The sequence below is a fragment of the Brevibacillus fortis genome (assembly GCF_046196545.1).
GTDB lineage: Bacteria > Bacillota > Bacilli > Brevibacillales > Brevibacillaceae > Brevibacillus > Brevibacillus fortis_A.
Map to the genome: position 1 here is coordinate 3,378,296 of NZ_CP176370.1, position 20,549 is coordinate 3,398,844.

Sequence of the window (20,549 nt, forward strand, 5' to 3'; positions counted from 1 at the left end):
ATCCTATTCTGCTATTTTTACTCTGTATGTATGTTATTTAGCCAAAGTAAAAGCGCATCCGACGTTTACATGCCGAATGCGCGTGATGACTTCCATCTAGCAATTCGCCAATGCGAATTGAGCGCTCGAACACTTCCCTATCTCCCGTAGGGTAAACAGTGCAAGCGGTTAGGCAGGTCTCCTGGCTTTAGGATCATCGCTCCATTTTCACCTTCCCGATCCTCTTTGATCAGTGGCATTCATTCGAAAATGGAACTCTCTCATTACAGTGGCGGGACCGCGTCGGATTCTCACCGACTTCCCTATTAAGTCTACCAGATCTGGCTGGTAAACACCTCACCGCATCAATATGTAGTTGGTAAAACTTACTTTACCTCAATATATCGTAGGAGTCAAGCTCAGTATGCGCTCTTTTCGAAAACTAACTATTCTCCTTTTTCGGCTATTGCCAATCTCTGGTTCTCGTTCATATAATAGATTTTGTGCGCGTTGGTTAGCCTTGGAGAGATTGGAGAGTAGCCCTCATGAAAAGCACCGACTATCAACCTGTAGTCATTCCTCGTTCTTACCGTAAAATCATGACGTATCAAGAGCGCGACTATGACATTTTCGTAAGTATACCTGCCGATCCCCCTCCGGAATCAGGCTTTCCCGTCATATATTTGCTAGATGGCAACTCCGTTTTTGCAACCATGACCGAAGCGATACGGATACAATCACGTGGCCCTGAACGAACTGGCGTGTATCCTGCAATCGTCGTCGGGACCGGGTATCCAACAGACGGTCCGTACCATCCTGCCCGTTTCTTTGATTATACGTATGAGGTTCCCGTCACGGAGCTTCCTGGCAACCCAAAAGGATCTGACTGGCCCCAGATGGGGGGAGCAGATCAGTTCCTCACCTTTTTGGAGGAGGAGCTCAAGCCTAGCATCGAAAACGACTTCCCCATCGATCGGACGCAACAAGCGATTTTTGGACATTCGCTAGGTGGCTTATTTGTCTTGCATGTACTTTTGTCGAGACCGCATGCTTTTCAGCGTTATATAGCTGGCAGTCCCTCGATCCACTGGAATGAGAGCGTGCTGCTTGCGAGTGAGAGTCAATTGCCGACCCTGCTGACAGATGACCTCGACGTCCATGCGCTCCTCACCATCGGGGAGTTGGAGAACGATGGGCGTTTCTTGGTCAAAGAAAAATCTCTGGCGATGATCGAACGATTGTCTTCTATGGGCAAAGGTCAGATCAAGGCTTCCTTTAAAGAATTTGCTGACGAAAATCATTCGTCCGTCCTGCCAGTCTTAATTAGCCAAGGAATCAAATTCGCTACGAAAAAAACTGCCCGCTAAAAACGGGCAGTTTTTATTTATCATGATTCGCTTACTGTAGAGATAACACTTTGGTGATTTGGGGCAGCTCTTCGATGGCAGAGACAATCGTCGGTGTAATCTCTTCATCAGTCACAGAGATAAGCAGGGCATTCTTCCCTTTTTGCTCGCGCGATACATTCAACTTGGATACATTGATTTGATGTTCGGCCAGTTTTCGTGAGACATCATAAATCACGCCTGGATAATCGATATGATGAACCAACAATCCATGGGCCCCTGGAGGTATGCGACACGCGCAGTAATTGATTTCACTGATGTACACTTCTCTCCAATCTTGGGCGAAGGTGTACTTGTTCGCTCCTACACGCAAAACGGCCAAATGATTCGCATACTCGCCGGAGCTGTGTTGGACAGGAACCTTCGTCCCGAGTCCTTCCACTAGCAGTGTTGCGATTTCCTCTTTATTTTCATGAGCAAGAATACTTAATTGTGCACCCGCTAACTCTGGCTCGAGTCTTCGAATCAGTTCAGCCAGCTCACGTAGTCCAGCATGTTGGGTCATGTGATGCCTTCACTCTCCCAGTCAGGTTTATCCTTGTTATTACGGTAGAATCCATGCTTCCGGTTCTTTCTTGATGGAGGATTCGTTATCAGCACGATACCAAGCCGTCAACGTTTGCCCATCTTTCGTATAGTAGATGCGGTAGATGGTATTACCTTTTCCACTGTTGGTAAAAGGGCTTTCCTCCTTCGGAACCGCTGTCACTCCACCCGCAGTTACAACCCCGCCGTTCTCCTTGATGACATTTTGGATCGTCGCCATATGCTCTTTACCCATTGTGGCCATCCCGAAATAAGAGATGATCGCCAAGAGAACCGCTCCCGCCAAAAACGAAACGATAATCACTTTTGATTTTTTCGTAGCATCCACCGAGTGCTTCCCCCGTCTATCTTAGTTCTCTTTATCGACTAAGCGTACCTTGTCAATCGTACCGCCACCCAAGCACACTTCCCCATCGTAGAAGACGACAGCCTGACCAGGTGTCACTGCTTTTTGCGGCTGATCAAATACAACTTCTACGGTGCCATCCTCCAGCAGGTGAACAGTTACTCCCTGATCTGGCTGGCGATAACGGAATTTCGCTGTACAAGTAAACGTTTCGGAAGGCTTCTTATCACTCACCCAGCTAACGTTGGTCGCCAAGAGACTCTTCGAGTACAGACGGATATGATCAGATCCTTCACCGACAATCAGGACATTGCGCTCCAGATCTTTGTCTACAACAAACCAAGGCTGTCCGCTCGTGCCATGACCTCCGCCTATTCCCAAGCCTTGGCGTTGACCCAATGTATAGTACATCAGTCCGTCGTGCGTACCGATGACTGCTCCATCTACGGTCTCGATATTTCCTGGTTTGGCAGGCAAATAGTTTTGCAGGAACTCGCGGAAGTTGCGCTCTCCAATAAAGCAGATCCCTGTACTGTCCTTCTTTTTCGCTGTATAGAGTCCTGCTTTCTCTGCGATCTCCCTTACTTGAGGTTTTGGGAGATGACCAATCGGGAACATCGTTTTGGAAAGCTGTTCTTGGCCCAATACATTCAAGAAGTAAGTCTGGTCCTTGTTGTTGTCAGCGCCACGAATGAGTTTGTACTCGCCATCAATGTACTTGACCTGCGCGTAATGGCCGGTAGCAATATAATCCGCCCCCAGATCCATGACCTTGGAGAGAAGCTCACCGAACTTGATTTCACGGTTGCACATGACATCCGGATTCGGTGTACGTCCCCGTTTATATTCATCCAAAAAATACTGGAATACCTTGTCCATGTATTCTTTTTCAAAGTTTACCGTGTAGTATGGAATGCCGATCTGTTCACAGACGCGCCGGACATCCTGGAAGTCTTCTTCCGCCGTGCAGTGGCCGAATTCATCGGTATCATCCCAGTTTTTCATGAAGATGCCGATGACGTCATATCCCTGCTGCTTAAGCAGGTAAGCCGTCACGGAGGAGTCGACTCCGCCGGACATGCCGACAACGACGCGTGTATCTTCTGGTCGCTTCATAAGTCTTTCTCCTCTTATTCAATTTGTACCATTACAGATTACCATGTTTCGCAAAACAAATCATGTTTTGTTGCACTTTTGCCCGATAGAATAAAAAAACGCCTGACGCTTAGTTGGCGCCAGACGTTTGGTAGCAAGGTTATGCCTGCGAAGATTCATCCTTGATTTCCGCGCGATATCCCTCGATGCTTTCTTCACGACGTTGATTTTTTGCTTCGAGGTTTGTTCTTTCCTCCTCGGAAATTTCGCCAGCATTAGCCGACAGGTAAGCTTCGGACTCACGAATGTTCTCTTCTGTATTAGAAATCATGTTTTGCAGCTTTTCTGCGTTGTCAGAACGGTCATCCGGCTTCGCCATAATCGATACGCCTCCTACAAAGGGTTATGTTCAACACCTTTACCATTGTGCGCCAATCCTGGTTTCTTTATGTACCCGTGCTATAATAGAAGAAACGGATTAAACGAAAAAGAGGGTTTCACCTATGGCTTCCTTAGATTTGCTGGAAAGAAAGCTGCTTCGAATCATCTCTGATACAGATCCCGTCCGCCTGAAACGACAATGGGTGAAGGGGCAAAAGGAACCTGAATCCGAAGTGGAACAGCGCATGCGAATCGATCTTCTCTTGCGCAGACTCGACAAGCTACCTGAGGCCAAGCGTCAAGAAGTGCTTGCGCTACTCAAATGGTTTAGCTGGTAGAAGATTAGCGGATGGACGTTCCCAGACGCCACTGGCCGTCTATCCGATTCATTTGCTTCATATCCACAATCGCATCTTGATTCAACGGTCCATAGATGTGCGGATACAGCAACCCATCCTTCGCAGCTTCGTATTTAACTTCCGAAGTCGTTTTCGTTTCATCGACAACGAGTACATACAACTCCTCGTCAAACTGTGCGTAGACGCGGTTTGCTACCTTTTCAAGCAGCTCGTCCCCTTTTGTCGCGTGAATAAAGCCTTCCTGCTCGTAATCGCGCGGTAAGTAGTGATCCTTGTCCATCCACTTTTCCCAGTATGTTTTTGGTACCATGCAGTAAATGATAGAGTCTTGCATGTTTCTCCTCCAGAATGATTATTTTTTTGGCATTGCTTTGTTCACGTGACGCATAGCTTTATCATAGAACATCTGGTCCATACGTCCCTGATCATATCGCCATTGAATGAAGTTGCGCAGTGAGTGCAAATCCACCCAGGCATCCTTCGCTTGCGGATTGCGGTCAGGTATGTCTCCTGTTATTTCACCATCGTAGACAAGCTTCGCCATCTCGGTTGGGTGCATGCCGATCTGATAAGCGATTTGGTGTAATGCGATTTTCATGGAACCTCCCCTTGCTCTTCATGGGTTACATCTTATCTTCCGTCTATTGTGCCAGTCTTTTCGAATGATGCCAAGCCCCAAGCACTACTCCCAAAGGATGTACCTTCCTCCCTTGCGTTTTGCTACAATGAACAGAGTATTTTAAGGAAGGGGCGGTATCCCATCATGTCAAAACAACGAGATCAACCACGAAAGAAATGGTTCCAGCGAAAACGCATCTGGATTCCCCTTCTTTTCATCGCTTTCTTATTTTTCAACAACAGCTCGTATCTCGCAAAAGAGTCAGAAGGCGAGCCTTTTTTACTCGCTCACCGCGGGATGGCACAAACCTTTCATATGGAGAACATCACCAATGAAACGTGTACGGCGGAACGGATTTATCCACCGGAGCATCCGTACCTGGAAAATACGATTCCTTCCATGCAAGCGGCTTTTGATGCAGGTGCGGACGTTGTCGAGCTCGATGTACAATGGACCAAAGACAATCGATTCGCCGTGTTTCATGACTGGACACTCGACTGTCGGACAAATGGTACCGGTGTCACGAGAGATTATACCTTGGCCGAATTACAACAGCTCGACATTGGTTACAATTACACCGCAGATGAAGGGAAAACCTTTCCTTTCCGTGGAAAAGGGATTGGCATGATGCCCTCTCTCGATGATGTGCTACAAACATTCCCTAATCGATCGCTGCTTATCCATATCAAAAGCAATGACCCACTCGAGGGGAAAGCGTTGGCGGATGTTTTGGCAGCATTGCCTGCCGAACGACTGGCACAGCTCTCTGTTTATGGCGGTGACAAGCCAATCGAGATATTGAAACAACAAGTGCCAGAGCTGCGTGTCATGTCCAAAGCATCACTAAAAAGCTGCCTCATTCCGTACATGGCAGTAGGGTGGTCCGGATATGTGCCCGATGCCTGTTTACAGACTCAACTACATATCCCCGATCAGATTGCCCCATGGCTCTGGGGTTGGCCGAATCGTTTCATGGCAAGAATGGAAGCAAAAGACACCCGCGTGATCCTAGTCGCAGGCAGTGGAGATGTATCGCAAGGCTTTGATGTTCCGACTGATTTAAAACGAGTGCCTGCAAGCTTTACTGGGGGCATATGGACGAATCGGATAGATCTGATCGGTCCAGCCTTTCACGAAAACGTAGAAAAATAATGAAACGATTCCGAGACATATTCGTATATACTTATACGGAATAGATTTTCCAACCTAACTAGGAGTGATTGATATGCTCAAGAAGCTTTTGAAAAATTTACTCGGTAATCACTCATCTTCACAAAAGTACCGGAAATACAGCAGCAGCGATTACAAACATCGCAGAAAATACAGCTCTAGCAATCGGTACGGCCATTCCCATTACGGCAGCTCTCATTATAAAAGAAAGCGCTCCAGCCGTAGCTTCTTCAGCAGTTAAACGACTGTTTAACAAATGATCAGACAGCAAAACTCCGCTAATCGCTAGCGGAGTTATTTCTTTTAACAAGACATGATTTCTACGAAACGATCCAGTGATAATGAAACGTACCCGGGATACCTGTCTCATTAATTACGCCACATTCTCTCGCTCGTTTTCTCGTCATGTTACTCTCCTGTCATTTTTGAATCTTCCCATAATAACTGTGTTGTAGTAATTGCCATCGGAAAGAACCTTGTCGTTTTTGAGTACCCCTTCGATTTCAAAGCCAAACCGTGTGTACAAATCAATTGCCTTCTCATTCGTTTCCATCACATTCAACGTCATTTTGGTAATGTGGTTGGCGTCTGCCCAGGCAACCGATTCTTGCAAGAGATTCTTCCCAATGCCGTAACCCCAGAACTCTTGTGAGACGCATACACCAAACTCTACTTTGTGGGCAAATCTGTTTAAGTAAACACCTGCACATCTGGAGAACCCGACAATCCGATCCTGTACAACAGCAACTAAAAACAAGTTTCTTGGACTTTCTGCATCTGTATTGATGATGTGTTCGAATCCTTGCACATCGATGAAAGCCTCTCCTCTTTCTCTGTCCAAATTTTCAGTCTCTCCATCGATTTGCAGTCGCAGATCCGACAACTGTTGTGCATCTGTTTCCATTGCAGAGCGAATCGTGTAGGATAACCCGTTCACAGAAAGTAGTTGTTGGCTGATGATCATCATTTTTCTCCTATTGGCAAAATTTTGGTCTTTTATTTTATCATAGCTAGAAGTCTTTGTGAATCTTCACTCTTCATACTAGAAAGAGGAAATCACATCGTTTACATAATATTTATTATGTTCACTTATACGCCTGACTGAGGATATGCTACAATAAGGGAAAGGAGCGTGCTCGCATGAATTTTTCCAAATCATTTTATTATACGGTCGACCATTCCAAGGTAGAGGAATATAAAAAGATGCTCGATCTAATGAAAATCCCCTACATCGTGGAAGCACCGATCGCCTTGCTGAATCAAGGAGCGAATGAATACTCCTTCGTCTTTCCCAACATGTCAGGTCGTCTTTATGGAATGGTGAGCAAATTATTTCAAGCGGATGGGAAGCCATATACGAACAATGAAACATAGGCAAAAAAAAGGACCCAATGATTGGGTCAAAATAGGAAGTGGAGAGAATGCATGCTATGTTATATATTCTAACACGAAAATAACCGTCGTCAACTTAACTTTCGAATTTTCTGTGTTTTTATGTTAGGTTTCATTACATATACTTAAATTTTTGTGCAGAAAAGAAAGAAACCCTGCATGATTTGAATTTCATGTAAGGTTTCTACATGCACAGCTATGCATGTACATTGATAATTTTCTCCATCTCGATCCATTGACTACTTGATTGGTTTGCTAATTGAACACGCCTCGCCTTCGGGTCTACCCATTTGACCACACCCCACATGCTGCACGTATTCCCCCGCTCCCCCTCAAAGGACACACACCAGCTCACATTCAATGGATAATTTTCTCTTCCCGAATCTCGCAGCATGTACATAAATGCCTCTCTTTCTTTGTCCGTTACTTCAAGATCGCCGTTAGCCACGCTTTTCCACCCGCCTCATCATGTGTGAGAAATTGTATTTCCATTATAGTGATTACGAACATAAGTTCGCAACCCTTTTTTCAATTCCTCATGAGAGGTTCCTCTCTAAAAGCCTCCCCATTTGTTCAGCCAAGGCTTGATGTGGGATAGGACTTTCATTCGAAAACCACCACTCCACCACCCCTACTAGAGCCGATGCGATAAACTGAACAATTACCTCATGATCAAACCCTTCGTTTTTCCCTTTGGTTACGTTCACTTCTTTTCTAACCTCTTCAATGAGGTAATCCGTAAATCGAGTGCGAAAATACGGGGCTCCCTTACTTGTTAACATCAACGAAAAGAAGGTGTGATTCTCAGCAAAGTATTCCGTCCAAATCTGGGTTGCCTCGATAAACTCCAATTCAGCTCCCGCTTCGCACAGTACGCGAAGTTGATTGATATGCGATTCAATCAGTTTATCCAACAAGTCGTATTTATCCACGTAATGAAGATAGATCGTACCCCGGCTTACATTTGCCTTGTCCGCAATGTCTTGGATGGTCATATCGTCAAAATTCTTTTCCGACATGAGTTCAATTACAGCCTTTCTTACGGCTTCTTGTGTTTTGAGTATTCTTCTATCCACTTTAGACATGGGAATGTCACCATTCTTTCTATAGATAATGTACAGATAAGAGCGTTCTGTTCACTACTAAACAAAAGGCGCAGATCTAACCATTGTAGTATTTCTATGCCTGTCCATATAATAAACACATGTTCATTAATGTATCAATGTTCATTATCTCTCGTGACCAACATCATTATGATAAAAAGGAGAATGAGACGTGAAATTTACCAGTCGGATTTGACGAAAGCAATAACTATCCTGCTATTGTGACCATACACCCAGGTGGAGGAGTAAAGGAACAAACGGCAGGTTTGTATGCACAAAATCTTGCCAACCAAGGCTTTGTTGCACTAGCCTTTGACGCGTCCCATCAAGGAGAAAGCGAGGGTGAGCCACGTTTGCTTGAAGACCCTGCTGCCAGAGTGGAAGATGTACGTGCTGCGGTGGATTATTTGACTACACTCCCGTTTGTCGATGAGGAAAGAATTGGCGCACTAGGTATTTGTGCCGGTGGCGGTTATGCTGTAGCTGCTACTCAAACCGAGCGTCGCATCAAAGCGGTAGCGACTGTCAGTGCAGTAGATATTGGTGCCATGTTCCGAGGAGAAGATCCTGCTGCAACGCTGCAAACACTTGAAGCGGTTGCGAAGCAGCGTACAGCAGAAGCAATAGGAAAAGAATCCATGTTTTTGAATTGGGCACCTCATTCACTTGAAGAAATAAATGAAAATACTTCTGTCCTCATGCGTGAAGCCTATGACTACTATAGAACTCCTCGCGCACAGCACCCACACTCTACGAATCAATTCCTGTTTAAAAGTCTAGACAAAATCATGGCATTCCAGGCAACCACCCACATCAGCACCTATTTGACTCAACCTCTCCTATTGATCGTGGGAACCGAGGCTGACACACGTAGCTACAGCGAACAATTTTACGCCTTGTCAAATGGACCAAAGGAATTGTTTTGGGTGGAAGGTGCCACTCATATCGACATGTATGATATTCCCGAATATGTAGATCAAGCCGTATCCAAATTAACAACGTTCTTTGGTGAAAATCTGTAAGAAAAAAGCCGTTTTCCAAAAATCAATTGGAAAACGGCTCTTGCTTTTAGCTTGATAGTTCCTGTGGTTGATGCTGCGGTCTTTTCTCGACCAGCTCCAAAAACTTTCCGAAGGTAGAAGCGAGTATTTGCTGAAACAGCATACCGAGAACAACGGGAAGTGCAACAGGCGCAGGAAAGTACGTGATCGCCATAACTGCCCCTGCACTAATGTTTCGCATTCCACTGTTGAAGGTTAACGTGACAATTACATCACGCTCCCATCCGAACAGCCTTGCGATCCCCCACCCCATCAAATAACCAAAAATGGCTACTACCAGTACAAGGACGGCCATTCCCACCAGCTTAGCGTCCATCAAATGAAAGTAAGACGAGACCATCGAGCTGTTGATCGCGACGACAACACCCATTCCCATCTTAGAAAATGGCGCTAATTTTGGTGCCAGCGTTTTTTTGACGTTCCCTTTTGATAAATGATTGAGCAGCATACCGACAAGCGACGGCAACACGATCATATAAAACAAACCCTTCATCAGTTCAGCCAAATCCATCTCGACTGTTGCCCCTAAAAACAAGGACATCCCCAACGGAACAATCAACGGGGAAAGCATCGTATCCAACAAAATAATGGATAGCGTCAGTGCGATGTTTCCGAAATAAATCGATGACCACAAAAAGCTCGTGATCCCTGTGGGAATTAAAGCAGCCAACAAAAAGCCCGTGATGACATGGATATCATCTGGATAAAACAACCGAGCCATTGACCAAGCAACAAGCGGCATAAGTGCATGAAGAATCAACAAGTTGATAATTAAAGGGAGCGGTCTGGTCAGTACCTTTGCAAATTCCTTAAATCCTGAACCCAAACTGCCGGCAAATGTCATGAAGGCAAACACCCAAGGAGACAAAAAAGCAAACGGTTGCAAATGTGTCCCGGCTATTACGCCAATGGCAACACTACTCGGCGTTAGTATGGGCATGATTTTCTCAAGCGATCGATTCAGTTTGGCTAACCCGTTCATTTGATACACCTCAAGTCTCGTCCTTTGATGCTATTGATGTGAGGTATGTTATCATGAACAGATTATTGTTACAAGACCAAAGTTCATTAGTAGATTGCATACAAGTCATTTATTCGCAATTTCACCTTGTATACTTTCGCGCGTGGGAGTAAAGCCTATGACGGAAAGGAGGTATTTTATGAACGGAATGGATTGGGTAGAATTTATCCGAAAAACCGAAGATAAGATGTATCACCTCCATCGAGCGATAGATGGAATCTGTAATGATCCCGACTATAAGGAATCCGTTACGACCTTGACGGAAGTGGTAAGAGATTATCAAGTACTTGTGGAAAAAGCCAAGGGTGAGTTACGCGGCATCGACCTTCATCGAGATAGAGATCGAGAGCGCGCGCATCATTACGATCATGATCACCATTAGCCTATATAGACTCCCAGTCAGGGAGTTCTTCTTCGTTAGGTAATCACAGAATATTCATTTCACCTTGATCATTCTGTCAAAATAGACAGCAAGAACCTCACTCTACCCATGTAGTGTGTGAGGTTTTTGAAATAGGCTAGCCCTTCATTTTCTTTTCAATTTCTTTTAAGGATTTCTTCTTCTGGCATGCCGTTTTTACATCGGTTGACCACGGTTCTTCACTTAGCCTTTGTAAATCTTTTATCAATCGCTTATCAGCTGTCACATGAATATTGGCATCTGGAAAGGCCTCTTTTAATTTCTTTCCGACTTCTTTTTGAATCGATTCCAGCTTGAACCGATTAAAATTCGTTACTTGAATAGCCACATCGAGCTCTTTATCGATTTGCATAGCCACTATTTTGTCTATACCCTTCACACTGGCTGTAATCGATCTCGCTCGCTCTTCCCACTGATAATGTCTAACGGGAACAGGCATGCACAACGGCTCCGTTTCCGTTTTTTGCTTCGTTTCTGTGCCAGATTGCTTCGTACACCCCGTTACGGTCAAAGCAAAAGCCAGCGTCAGCACCACGAAGGTTGCGCGCACACAAAACACCTCCTGACCAAAATCACCTGTTACTAGCTTGACCTGGAACGGAGGAAGTATGTAAAAAAAAAAAGCGGTGACTCCTCTGCATAATTTGAGTCACCGCAGACCCCAAGAACATTACGAGTCCTATGTACAAGGATATAAAAAATCGCATCGAAACGCGATAGGAGATAACTGGATATATAATGGAACAAAAAAAATCCCAACCACCAAAAATGTGGTTGGGGCGTACGGGGTAGTACGCATATGTCATACGTGAATGATATAAGCATATAGGACTTCGTTTCTGTTGACAACGAACAATAATAGGTACATTTACCTATAGATGGAATAAAAAAATTGCGCCGACTTTGACTGCATCATTTAGTCGAACGCGTTGAATAGAATCCCCAAGGTTGGATTATACTAGCTAGCTTGGATTACTTTTCTATTATCGTGAAAACTAATCGTTCACGCTATGCGTAAATAATGGTAACAGGTGAAAATCTTACCTATAAAGCTTGATCTACTTTAGAAACCCTCCGCTGAAATGTGTGATTCGCTACAAAAAAGCCAGCCAGAAGTTGCTAATCGTGTTATGATATCCCTGTAAAATCTTGAGGAGTTGAGAACATGAATAGAGAGCAATGGACAGCGGTCGATCACTATTTTACGGATAAATTACTGGAAGCCGATTCCGTTCTAGACACAGTTCTTCAAGAGAACGCAGCTGCAGGCCTTCCAGCTATTGATGTAGCACCCAATCAAGGGAAATTCCTTCATCTGTTAGCACGGATCCAAGGCGCTCGTTCGATCTTGGAAATTGGCACTCTTGGTGGATACAGTACCATCTGGCTAGCCCGTGCACTCCCTGCTGACGGTCGTCTCATTACTCTCGAATATGATCCGAAGCATGCAGAAGTTGCACAATCGAACATTACTCGTGCAGGACTGAATCAGATCGTAGAAGTGAAGGTCGGACTTGCCCTTGATTCTCTTATCCAACTTCACAAAGAAAATCGGGGTCCTTTTGATTTTATTTTTATAGATGCAGATAAAAAAGGAAACCCCGACTATTTCCAATGGGCATTGAAGCTCTCTCGCAAAGGTACTGTGATTATCACGGATAATGTTGTACGAAGTGGTCAAGTCGTGGACGAAACAAGCACGGATCCCAATATTGTCGGTGTACGTCAATTCACCGATATGGTAGCGGAAGAGCAACGTGTCAGTGGAACCGTTGTACAGACAGTTGGCAGCAAGGGCTATGATGGCTTTGCGATCATGCTTGTCACCGGGGAGAACTAGTCTTTTTCACTTTCAAAGGTTGTAACGAGTAGGAGTGTGTACATCTTGTTTAGGCTTGGTTTACCTAGCTTTATGCTCATCGCTAATGTCATTTTGGTTCTCGCGGTGCTATCGTTGATTATCAAAGTGTTAGTGAAGAGAGAATAGCTGATGTTTTTTGGAGGTGCTTTTTCTTGGAGCCATTGCGTGATCGGTCCCTTGATTTACGAGAAGTAACAGAGGCAGATCTCCCTATATTTTTCACTCAGCAATTGGACAAATCTGCTCATGAGATGGCTGCCTTTACTGTCAAGGACCCTGAAGATAGAGACGGATTCACCGCTCATTGGACAAGGATTTTGAACAATAATTCGATTGTGAAAAGAGCGATTGTCATGAATGGGCAGATTGTCGGCAATGTTTTGTGCTTTGAGCTGTTTGGCTTGCCTACGATTGGGTACTGGATTGACAAAAGCTTTTGGGGCAAAGGAATCGCGACAAATGCACTTACTCTCTTTTTAGAGGAACTCCGAACACGTCCTGTATATGCGCGTGTCGCCCATGACAACATCGCATCCATTCGCGTGTTAGAAAAAAACGGTTTTCAGCCTTTCGGTGTCGATCGGGCATTTTCGGAAGCACGAGGCGAAGAAGTGGAAGAAGTTATTCTGATCAAACACACATGATCTCTTTTGACAAGCCTTTTACATATTGGATCGATTGTACGCAAAAGCATACAAAAAGGGGCCTGCTGAATGGCAGCCCCTTCACTCCCCTTTTTGAACAGGTAAGATTCGGTCACAGAGCGACATGGTAGCTACATTGTCCCGTCCGCTCGACTGCGGAGTCACGCCCTCTTTACAGCACTTCATAAAATGCGCCATTTCCCCCACAAAGCCCCGCAAATACAGATCTTTCACCCCTCCTGACATGGTAGAGATGGAAGGACTGAAAACGGTAACCTGCTCCATCAATGATTTTGACGATGCAGCATCTGATGGCAACGACTGATGAATCGTAACCGTTTCGATATCATTTGCCCGCACATATCCGTGGTCAAACGTAACGAGCAAACTTTCGCTTTCACTTGACCATGCGCTCATTCCCGCAAAATAAACACTCCCGACAACCCCATTTTCAAATTGCAAGGAGAGAGTATTTGCAATTCTTCGGTTGTCGTTATTGCTAAACCCGGAGACTTGTAATACTTCACCGAACAAGTATCGCATCAGATCAACCATGTGAATGGCGACAAGCTTCATGAACTCTTCCTCATTTGTGCAAAACTGCGTGCTGTCAACAGCGAATGTCAATTGAAAGGAACGTGCCTCTCCCAGTGCCCCCGCAGAAATCAATTCTTTTACTTTCATGTAGCAAGGCGCATAGCGCTTCATAAACCCCACCATCAGCACTACTCCGGCTTGATCGGCTGCATCGGCGATCTGAGCGGCTTCTTTCGCATTCCATCCCAACGGCTTGTCCACGTACACATTTTTGCCTGCACGAACGCAATCCAGCGCCAAAGAAAATTGATCATGTGGCTGGGCTACGATTACCACTCCATCGCAATGCTCCTGTTTGAGCATGTTTTTATAGTCGTCGTACGCTGCCCCCCTACTTCCGAATCGCTGGAGGGCAGATGCTGATCGTTCCATACTGCGAGTAGCAATTGCCTGGATTACAGCCCCCGCTTCCACTGCCGATGGAATGATATTGGTTGTCGCATGAAAGCCGGCTCCGATAAAACAAAGTTTTGAATTCCTCACTGTTTTCTCTCCCATTCATTCAGGATGGTCTCAGACATTTATCGATCATATCCCTGCTGATAAAACGAAAAAAGGACACCTGTCCCTTTTTAAAAGAAAGAGTCCCTCATGGTGGTCACATTTATTTAAATTGATCAACCGCTTGCATCAGTCTCAGGAGCTGCTCCGGTTCGATCACAATTTTCCCCTTCGCGATGGACAAATAGTAATTCTCTCTCAACCGTTTGATTGCCCTGTTGACCGATCTGATGCTAACGCCCAAACGTTCCGCCATATGTTGACGCTTCAAGGGTATAATCGCTGCCTTGTTGTCATCCGCATAATCCTTGGCAAGCTGAATCAGAAGAGACGCGATATTATAGAGAATTGGATAAAAAATGTTTTCCCCGATCTTGGAAGAGCGGTGATGGACCTTGTTGGCAATCGTTCTGGCGAGTTCCTTCGCAAAGACGTGACTGCTTTCAAAACAAGTGAGAAAGTCTTCACGACTCATCTGGAGCGTCGTGCAGTTTGTAACCGATTCGACTGTACAATCGTAGCGGTGAACCCCCGCCAATAATTCCGTATCTCCAATCCATGTATACGGTTCTGTATCGGTAAATGCATAGATATTGCCATTGTCAAACTCATTTACGATCCGCATCGTCCCTGCGCAGATGATATATACATGACTGATGACTTCGTCTTTTTTGCAAATGACAGTATCCCTGGAAAATTTCCTGACGATAAACCGGTCACGGATCTCAGAGGGGATCTCCGTCAACATGCTGCCCAGCTTCTCGTACTTTTCTGTCAATTGGGAGAGCTGCATATGGACTCCCTCTCTTTCCATTCTAATTGTGTTGAATCGTCAAAGACTTCATTGGCAGGTAGATTATACCATAAGCAGTTTTCCAACGATCAACACGCCATTCTTTCGAAAGCATTCGTCAAAATCTTCCTACATGTGTTATAATAAAGGTACAGTATTCTCTTCTTACCGAATTTTTGAATAACCACCACAATTGAATGCGGTAATTCTTAAGATGACCTCCTGAATCAACGAGGATCATCTTTTTTGTTCTTTCTAGCAAACATCACATGACGAAAGGTTGTAGATGATATGGAAGCATTGCCTTGCCAAGGCTGTAAAGGATTGTGTTGTGGTCCTGTTCCCATAACAGAGAAGGAATATAAAATGATACACAAGAAATTGAAAGCGCTTCCAAAAAAGCTCCGTGACGATCTGAAAAATCAACCGAGAATGTTTGGAACTTGTATCTTCTACGACATGCAAAAAGATCAATGTGGCATCCATAGCGTTCGACCGGAAGTGTGTCGCGCTTTTGGGTATCACAAAGAGCTTGTCTGTTTTCGCAAACCGGAATTGGCGACAAAGGAAACGCTGACCTTCAAGGAGAAACAGATTGGGTATTTGAGTATTGATTTTACTTGGAAGCATTTTTAAAGAAACGGAGTTCGGAGATATGCGGTTTTGCTTTCAGAATAAAGCAAATCATGGATCTCGACTGAATAATAATGTTATAGACTGCCTCAAAGAGCGATCGTTCCCGTTCGTTCAGAAACGTACCTGTTATTGAGCAGTATACTCATCTTCACCCTCTACACTTGATTCGGGATAAAAAATGCCGAGGAAGGCAGCAACACTTCATCCGCCAAGGGTAGTGTATTAGAAGGAGGCTAATTATGCTGAGGAAGAGTACAAATGCAGGGAGAAGGTCAGCAGTAATGACTGGAGTATTATTCTTAGTCGGGTTGGTTACAGGTATATTTAGTGTTGTTCCTGTTATAGATGGAGCAAACTACCTTGTCGAGGCTTCTACAAATGAGAACCAGGTACTACTTGGAGCGTTTTTTCAGTTGTTAATGATTGTTGCCTATGTTGGGATTCCTATTTTGATGTACCCGATTTTAAGTAAGCATAATAAAGGTTTAGCTCTTGGATCTGTTGCTTTTGGCATCATTGCGGGTGTGTTCATTATTCTTGGTGTAATCATTCTTCTGTTGCTATTGACAGCAAGCCACGAATTTGCAAAAGTTGGAACTTTGCATGTATCGTATTTTCAGACCCTGGGTGGATTGTTACGGGATGGACGTGACTTGGTAAACCATGTGGCAACGACACTAGCGTTTGTTTTGGCTATGTTCTTGTTTACCTGCATTTTTTACCAAACAAAATTAGTTCCACGTTGGTTGTCAGTTTGGGGTCTTATTGGTTCTACATTTTCCATATTGGCAAGCTTATTCTTTATGATTCGCTTCATCGGCCTGGATGCAATTTACATGATGTTGAATATTCCAATAGCCTTTCAACAATTGGTTTTGGCAATATGGCTAATTATGAAAGGATTCAACCCAACGGAACAGGATTGAGAAAGGGATGTCTCCCGACTTTTCACTGGAGACATCCCTTTTTCTTTTACACGCATTCACGTATCCCTTTACTCCACACTTACCAAAACGTTCTCCAACGCATCCAACGCCTGCTCCGCGTCTGCACCATCCGCAGTCAAGACGACCGATTGTCCTTTTGAAATAGCAAGGGACATGACTCCGATAATACTCTTGGCATTCACCTTCTTCTCATCCTTGTTCAACCCTATTTCACTAGAAAAGGAAGCTGCCACTTTTACAAACAAAGTAGCCGGACGCGCATGTAATCCCTGTGCCAACCCGACGATGACCTGTCTCTCTCTCATCTAATTCACTCCTAACCATTTCTCGTAAAATAGCTACAGGCCTTCTATAGCCGTCAGCAGTTCTTCTACCTGATCCAAGCGAGTCAATCCCGTTTCCTTGTCGACGATGGATGTATAAATGTGCGGAATGATCTGCTTTGCACCTGCTTCGAGGCATACCTCCACAATCGGACGAATCGAAGCTGCGTCAATCCCCCCAGTCGGTTCAAAAACGGGAATCCCGTAACGTACGGCTGCTTCTGCCATTGCCTTGATTTCATTCAGCCTTTCCAGCCCGTCTACTGGATAAAATTTGACCGAATGTACGCCAATCTCCGCCAGCATCGCGGCGGCTGCATCGCAAGAGAGCAATTCAGACACTTTGTTGCTCATGGGTCCCGTGGTGACTTGAACCTTTCCTGGTTGTCCGCCGGGGGCAATCAATGCATTCACGATGGTATGTGTGTTGCCGACTGCCTGTAGTCCCCCGAGCGTATAGCCTGCTGCCGGAAATACCTGATTGACGTGTTCTGGTTGTGTCTGCACCGCGACTTCTGCGACCTTTTTCCATTGAGTAGGATCACCTGCGCCCAGCCCTACAGACACTGGTACTCCTGCTTGCTGATATTGTTCAACAGCGGTTATTGCTGCTTCTACAGACGCAAATCCTTTGACCAAGATCCCGATGAGAGCGCGGCCATCTGCCACGGAACATATTTGTTTTGCGTTTTCTACATCCCTTGCCAAAACGTTTAAACGAATTTTCGGTGTGCCCACTTTTGTTATTCTCCTTCTCCCTGTTTTTGCAGCAGTTCCTTCATTCGCGCTGCGATGATGTGCTCTTGCCCTTCGTGAAACGGTCGTGGATCAAAGGCAATCATACCCGTATTCACATAATGGTTGCGGGTAAAAATAGCTGGATTGCCTTGCTCCAGTTGGCGTGTTAGCTCCCGAGCCGTCATTTTGGTCACTCGTTCGTCAAGTTGAACTTGCACACGATAGATCGCCCGACCTGCCTCATCCTGTGCGATCACTGCTTTCACACCCGGCAAGCTGTTCAGTTCTCCTGCCAGCCACTCCACTCGCCTACGCTGCTCGGGAACATTTTGCTTTTCGGGGTCGTACTGTCCAAGCGCTACAAGTAAACCCGCAATTGCTTCCTTTCCAATCTTCATGGCACGACCGACGCCTTTATATTGCGCGCGACATGCAGCCACCAGATCGGCACGGCCTGTGATAAACCCAGACGTTGGTCCGCCAATTGCTTTTCCGCCACTGTAGATGACCAGATCGGCACCCATCGCTACATAGCGCCGCAGATCCTCCTCCGCAGCTGCGTCTACAATGACAGGAATTCCAAACTCCCTACCAAGTTGAAGCATCGTGTCTAGCGACTGCATCCCTTTTTGAATCGCATGGTGAGATTTGACATAGAGTAGCGCTGCGGTCTGATCATCAATGGCTTCACGCAAATGGTCTTCTTCTACGTGATTGGCCTGCCCTACTTCTACGACTTTCCCACCGCCCAGTGCAATCATCTGTTGAACGGAAGCGCCGAAGTGCACCGCGTGTCCTTTTTGGATGATGATCTTGTTATTCAACCCTTCGGAAAAAGGAAGCCGCTCGATCAAACTCAGATGGCAACCAGCTATGACTGCCGCTACACTAATGGCAATGCCTGCAGCTGCTCCCGAGGTAGGACAACCGTCTTCTGCTCCGGTCGCCTCTGCGATATGACGACCTGCCACAATCATCAGCTCGCTGATTTCTACATAATCCATGGCGGCTTCTCCCATAGCCTGTGCGATAGAAGGATGGACGGCACTTGCACCCAGTGCCGTCATCTTACCGCTTGCGTTAATGACTTGCTTCAACCCTAGCTGCTGATAGATTCCCATGGTTTGCCCATCCTTCCTGTGAAAACTCTTCTCTCTATCCTCATTGTGTCGGGATCGGGAAAATGGCTCCGAGGATCATGGCTCCGATAATCGCACCGCCCGCAATCGGTTTGTTGTAATAGTAGAAAATCGCTGCTCCTGCTGTTGCGCCGAGTCCAACTGGAATCGATGCCATAATCGCAGAAATGACAATCAATGGACCTAAGTATCGACCTGCTGCGTTTCCGGCTCCCATCATGACATCCGCACCAAAGGTAGAGTTCGATGCGTTGATCGTGTACTTCCGAATCAAAATAATCACGGTACCAATGACGAAGCCCAAGAATGCACCTGTCGCCAGCGCCAAAGGAAAAGAAGTCAACGGAGCTGTAAAGCCTGCTCCCAACATCAACGCTGGAACACCAATCCCGATACCTGTTTGCAACGAGCCGCCAATGTCGAGAATCCCAACCAGCGGTCCTTCCAAAACGCGGGCGAACAAAAAGCTCGCACCAAACGCAGCCGCCGCACCGTATCCGCCACCCTTGATCCCTGCCTCCAGCATCGCAACGATGGCGATATCGTTAAAGGCCCCGACATGATACACATAGTACAGATGAGTACCCGCAAATATTCCTGAAGACAAGCACGCCACAAAGAGGGGAAATGCCCATTCTGAATACCAAAATCCTTTTGCCTGCAATTCACCCATTACTTTTTCACCACCGATCCGAATGTTTCGTGAAGCTCTATCAACCACTGTGGAATTTCCACGTACATACTCTTCAAGAGCGCGACATCAAAGCCACGGAAGAAGCCACTGAATACAAACAAAAGAATGACTGCAATAAACATGGATTTCGTAATTTTGTTCCAGCCACTGTCATCCAGGCCTTTACCGATCAAAATACCCAAGACGATTCCAGGCACCGCATTCCCCATGACCAAGTGCGACAAACCGCCCAAGACCGTTCCCCAAATCCCTGTCCGTTTGCCTGCATCCATCGCCGCCATCCAGAACACAATCGGCATGATCGGGTTGATTAACCAGTTCGCAGCAGGAACCAGTACCTTCGTCGCGACTAGCTGCATCGATTCGGGAATCGCCGTTGCTGTAGAATTCAACAGTGTGACCACAACAACACCAACCGCTGCTCCGGCAATCGCCATTTGCTTTGGATTGTGCAACGTCTCTGCGACATTCTTGTTGCGCCAGAGCAACACGGCCGCCGCCCAGTTCGGGATGACTCGATGATCCACATCTTGCGTCAACGCACCGGCACCGACAACGGACGCCCATGAGTTAAACAAAAAGCCAAGTCCAAATGAAAAGTGGGAAATCGGATCGCCCGCACACGCGTTCAGCTCTCCAAAAGTCCGGAATGCTCCCATCCCTTGGACATTGGGTGCATGGAACATCCTCGCCGCCCCTGCACCAACACCGAAGCCGACCAATGCCCCGATGACGATCGACTTCAACACAATCATCAACGTAACCATGAACCTACCC

General features: G+C 45.9%; 28 protein-coding genes, 1 pseudogene and 1 riboswitch. Of the genes and pseudogenes, 11 read left to right on the forward strand and 18 right to left on the reverse strand.

What is annotated here, in order from left to right; all coding sequences use genetic code 11:
* Positions 1-153: 153 nt before the first annotated feature.
* A riboswitch (cobalamin riboswitch) is annotated at positions 154-354 on the reverse strand.
* 170 nt (positions 355-524) lie between these two features.
* Complete coding sequence (locus tag ACKKE8_RS16765; protein WP_409174079.1) at positions 525-1,346, forward strand: alpha/beta hydrolase; 822 nt, start codon at positions 525-527, stop codon at positions 1,344-1,346.
* A 31-nt stretch (positions 1,347-1,377) separates the two neighbouring features.
* Here the strand turns inward: ACKKE8_RS16765 and ACKKE8_RS16770 are convergent, their stop codons facing one another.
* The 4 genes from ACKKE8_RS16770 to tlp all read right to left on the reverse strand — a co-directional run bounded on the left by ACKKE8_RS16770 (position 1,378) and on the right by tlp (position 3,751).
* Positions 1,378-1,890: an ACT domain-containing protein gene (locus ACKKE8_RS16770; RefSeq protein WP_409174080.1), complete on the reverse strand. Its 513-nt coding sequence runs from the start codon at positions 1,888-1,890 to the stop codon at positions 1,378-1,380.
* Positions 1,891-1,929: 39 nt separating this feature from the next.
* Complete coding sequence (locus tag ACKKE8_RS16775; RefSeq protein ID WP_409174081.1) at positions 1,930-2,259, reverse strand: hypothetical protein; 330 nt, start codon at positions 2,257-2,259, stop codon at positions 1,930-1,932.
* A 21-nt stretch (positions 2,260-2,280) separates the two neighbouring features.
* On the reverse strand, positions 2,281-3,393 hold the full coding sequence (gene mnmA, locus ACKKE8_RS16780) for a tRNA 2-thiouridine(34) synthase MnmA (protein WP_409174082.1): 1,113 nt from the start codon (positions 3,391-3,393) through the stop codon (positions 2,281-2,283).
* 139 nt (positions 3,394-3,532) lie between these two features.
* A complete protein-coding gene (gene tlp / locus ACKKE8_RS16785) occupies positions 3,533-3,751 on the reverse strand; it encodes a small acid-soluble spore protein Tlp (protein ID WP_409174083.1) in 219 nt (72 codons plus the stop codon).
* Positions 3,752-3,875: 124 nt separating this feature from the next.
* On the opposite strand from tlp, the gene ACKKE8_RS16790 reads away from it, so the two are divergent.
* Positions 3,876-4,091: a hypothetical protein gene (locus ACKKE8_RS16790; protein WP_409174084.1), complete on the forward strand. Its 216-nt coding sequence runs from the start codon at positions 3,876-3,878 to the stop codon at positions 4,089-4,091.
* 4 nt (positions 4,092-4,095) lie between these two features.
* On the opposite strand, the gene ACKKE8_RS16795 is transcribed toward ACKKE8_RS16790, so the two are convergent.
* Positions 4,096-4,446, reverse strand: a complete 351-nt coding sequence (locus tag ACKKE8_RS16795; RefSeq protein ID WP_409174085.1) for a DUF952 domain-containing protein — start codon at positions 4,444-4,446, stop codon at positions 4,096-4,098.
* Between the two features lie 18 nt (positions 4,447-4,464).
* On the reverse strand, positions 4,465-4,710 hold the full coding sequence (locus ACKKE8_RS16800) for a hypothetical protein (protein ID WP_409174086.1): 246 nt from the start codon (positions 4,708-4,710) through the stop codon (positions 4,465-4,467).
* A gap of 165 nt (positions 4,711-4,875) precedes the next feature.
* Between ACKKE8_RS16800 and ACKKE8_RS16805 the strand changes: the two genes are divergently transcribed.
* Together ACKKE8_RS16805 and ACKKE8_RS16810 are read left to right on the forward strand one after the other, a co-directional pair.
* On the forward strand, positions 4,876-5,883 hold the full coding sequence (locus tag ACKKE8_RS16805; RefSeq protein WP_409174087.1) for a glycerophosphodiester phosphodiesterase family protein: 1,008 nt from the start codon (positions 4,876-4,878) through the stop codon (positions 5,881-5,883).
* Between the two features lie 73 nt (positions 5,884-5,956).
* Complete coding sequence (locus ACKKE8_RS16810; protein WP_409174088.1) at positions 5,957-6,142, forward strand: hypothetical protein; 186 nt, start codon at positions 5,957-5,959, stop codon at positions 6,140-6,142.
* A 162-nt stretch (positions 6,143-6,304) separates the two neighbouring features.
* On the opposite strand, the gene ACKKE8_RS16815 is transcribed toward ACKKE8_RS16810, so the two are convergent.
* Positions 6,305-6,865 carry a GNAT family N-acetyltransferase gene (locus ACKKE8_RS16815; RefSeq protein WP_409174089.1) on the reverse strand — a complete coding sequence of 187 codons (561 nt, stop codon included), beginning with the start codon at positions 6,863-6,865 and terminating at the stop codon, positions 6,305-6,307.
* A gap of 176 nt (positions 6,866-7,041) precedes the next feature.
* Here ACKKE8_RS16815 and ACKKE8_RS16820 point away from each other — a divergent pair, with 176 nt between their 5' ends.
* Positions 7,042-7,275: a hypothetical protein gene (locus ACKKE8_RS16820; protein WP_409174090.1), complete on the forward strand. Its 234-nt coding sequence runs from the start codon at positions 7,042-7,044 to the stop codon at positions 7,273-7,275.
* A gap of 214 nt (positions 7,276-7,489) precedes the next feature.
* Here ACKKE8_RS16820 and ACKKE8_RS16825 read toward each other — a convergent pair whose 3' ends face one another.
* Positions 7,490-7,741, reverse strand: coding sequence for a hypothetical protein (locus tag ACKKE8_RS16825; RefSeq protein ID WP_409174091.1), 252 nt, complete (start codon positions 7,739-7,741; stop codon positions 7,490-7,492).
* Positions 7,742-7,829: 88 nt separating this feature from the next.
* Positions 7,830-8,378 (reverse strand): TetR/AcrR family transcriptional regulator, encoded by a 549-nt coding sequence (locus tag ACKKE8_RS16830; protein WP_409174092.1) that lies wholly within the window; start codon positions 8,376-8,378, stop codon positions 7,830-7,832.
* Positions 8,379-8,578: 200 nt separating this feature from the next.
* Here ACKKE8_RS16830 and ACKKE8_RS16835 point away from each other — a divergent pair.
* Positions 8,579-9,418: pseudogene (locus tag ACKKE8_RS16835) on the forward strand (alpha/beta hydrolase); the annotation flags it as partial.
* A 46-nt stretch (positions 9,419-9,464) separates the two neighbouring features.
* Here ACKKE8_RS16835 and ACKKE8_RS16840 read toward each other — a convergent pair.
* Positions 9,465-10,439, reverse strand: coding sequence for a bile acid:sodium symporter family protein (locus tag ACKKE8_RS16840; protein WP_409174093.1), 975 nt, complete (start codon positions 10,437-10,439; stop codon positions 9,465-9,467).
* A 178-nt stretch (positions 10,440-10,617) separates the two neighbouring features.
* Between ACKKE8_RS16840 and ACKKE8_RS16845 the strand changes: the two genes are divergently transcribed.
* On the forward strand, positions 10,618-10,860 hold the full coding sequence (locus ACKKE8_RS16845; protein WP_376899630.1) for a hypothetical protein: 243 nt from the start codon (positions 10,618-10,620) through the stop codon (positions 10,858-10,860).
* A 136-nt stretch (positions 10,861-10,996) separates the two neighbouring features.
* Here the strand turns inward: ACKKE8_RS16845 and ACKKE8_RS16850 are convergent, their stop codons facing one another.
* On the reverse strand, positions 10,997-11,449 hold the full coding sequence (locus tag ACKKE8_RS16850) for a sporulation protein (RefSeq protein ID WP_409174094.1): 453 nt from the start codon (positions 11,447-11,449) through the stop codon (positions 10,997-10,999).
* 615 nt (positions 11,450-12,064) lie between these two features.
* On the opposite strand from ACKKE8_RS16850, the gene ACKKE8_RS16855 reads away from it, so the two are divergent.
* Positions 12,065-12,739, forward strand: coding sequence for an O-methyltransferase (locus ACKKE8_RS16855; RefSeq protein ID WP_409174095.1), 675 nt, complete (start codon positions 12,065-12,067; stop codon positions 12,737-12,739).
* Positions 12,740-12,912: 173 nt separating this feature from the next.
* Positions 12,913-13,404 carry a GNAT family N-acetyltransferase gene (locus ACKKE8_RS16860; protein WP_409174096.1) on the forward strand — a complete coding sequence of 164 codons (492 nt, stop codon included), beginning with the start codon at positions 12,913-12,915 and terminating at the stop codon, positions 13,402-13,404.
* Between the two features lie 81 nt (positions 13,405-13,485).
* Here the strand turns inward: ACKKE8_RS16860 and ACKKE8_RS16865 are convergent, their stop codons facing one another.
* Together ACKKE8_RS16865 and ACKKE8_RS16870 are read right to left on the reverse strand one after the other, a co-directional pair.
* Positions 13,486-14,484, reverse strand: coding sequence for a Gfo/Idh/MocA family protein (locus ACKKE8_RS16865; protein WP_409174097.1), 999 nt, complete (start codon positions 14,482-14,484; stop codon positions 13,486-13,488).
* A 121-nt stretch (positions 14,485-14,605) separates the two neighbouring features.
* Positions 14,606-15,295 (reverse strand): Crp/Fnr family transcriptional regulator, encoded by a 690-nt coding sequence (locus ACKKE8_RS16870; RefSeq protein WP_409174098.1) that lies wholly within the window; start codon positions 15,293-15,295, stop codon positions 14,606-14,608.
* Between the two features lie 291 nt (positions 15,296-15,586).
* Between ACKKE8_RS16870 and ACKKE8_RS16875 the strand changes: the two genes are divergently transcribed.
* Positions 15,587-15,931, forward strand: coding sequence for a YkgJ family cysteine cluster protein (locus ACKKE8_RS16875; protein WP_409174099.1), 345 nt, complete (start codon positions 15,587-15,589; stop codon positions 15,929-15,931).
* A gap of 239 nt (positions 15,932-16,170) precedes the next feature.
* Positions 16,171-16,857 (forward strand): DUF4386 domain-containing protein, encoded by a 687-nt coding sequence (locus ACKKE8_RS16880; protein ID WP_409174100.1) that lies wholly within the window; start codon positions 16,171-16,173, stop codon positions 16,855-16,857.
* 68 nt (positions 16,858-16,925) lie between these two features.
* On the opposite strand, the gene ACKKE8_RS16885 is transcribed toward ACKKE8_RS16880, so the two are convergent.
* From ACKKE8_RS16885 to ACKKE8_RS16905, 5 genes are read right to left on the reverse strand one after another with little or no spacing between them, the layout of a single operon-like run.
* A complete protein-coding gene (locus tag ACKKE8_RS16885) occupies positions 16,926-17,183 on the reverse strand; it encodes an HPr family phosphocarrier protein (RefSeq protein WP_409174101.1) in 258 nt (85 codons plus the stop codon).
* 33 nt (positions 17,184-17,216) lie between these two features.
* Positions 17,217-17,939, reverse strand: coding sequence for a KDGP aldolase (locus tag ACKKE8_RS16890; RefSeq protein ID WP_409174102.1), 723 nt, complete (start codon positions 17,937-17,939; stop codon positions 17,217-17,219).
* A gap of 5 nt (positions 17,940-17,944) precedes the next feature.
* Entirely contained in the window at positions 17,945-19,060 is a 1,116-nt protein-coding gene (locus tag ACKKE8_RS16895; protein WP_409174103.1) for a DgaE family pyridoxal phosphate-dependent ammonia lyase, read from the reverse strand.
* Positions 19,061-19,100: 40 nt separating this feature from the next.
* Positions 19,101-19,751, reverse strand: a complete 651-nt coding sequence (locus ACKKE8_RS16900) for a DUF4310 family protein (protein ID WP_409174104.1) — start codon at positions 19,749-19,751, stop codon at positions 19,101-19,103.
* The gene (locus ACKKE8_RS16905) at positions 19,751-20,539 is read right to left on the reverse strand and encodes a DUF4311 domain-containing protein (protein WP_017249035.1); all 789 of its coding nucleotides are present in this window, start codon (positions 20,537-20,539) and stop codon (positions 19,751-19,753) included. Before ACKKE8_RS16905 ends, ACKKE8_RS16900 begins: the two co-directional genes overlap by 1 nt.
* Positions 20,540-20,549 lie beyond the last annotated feature (10 nt).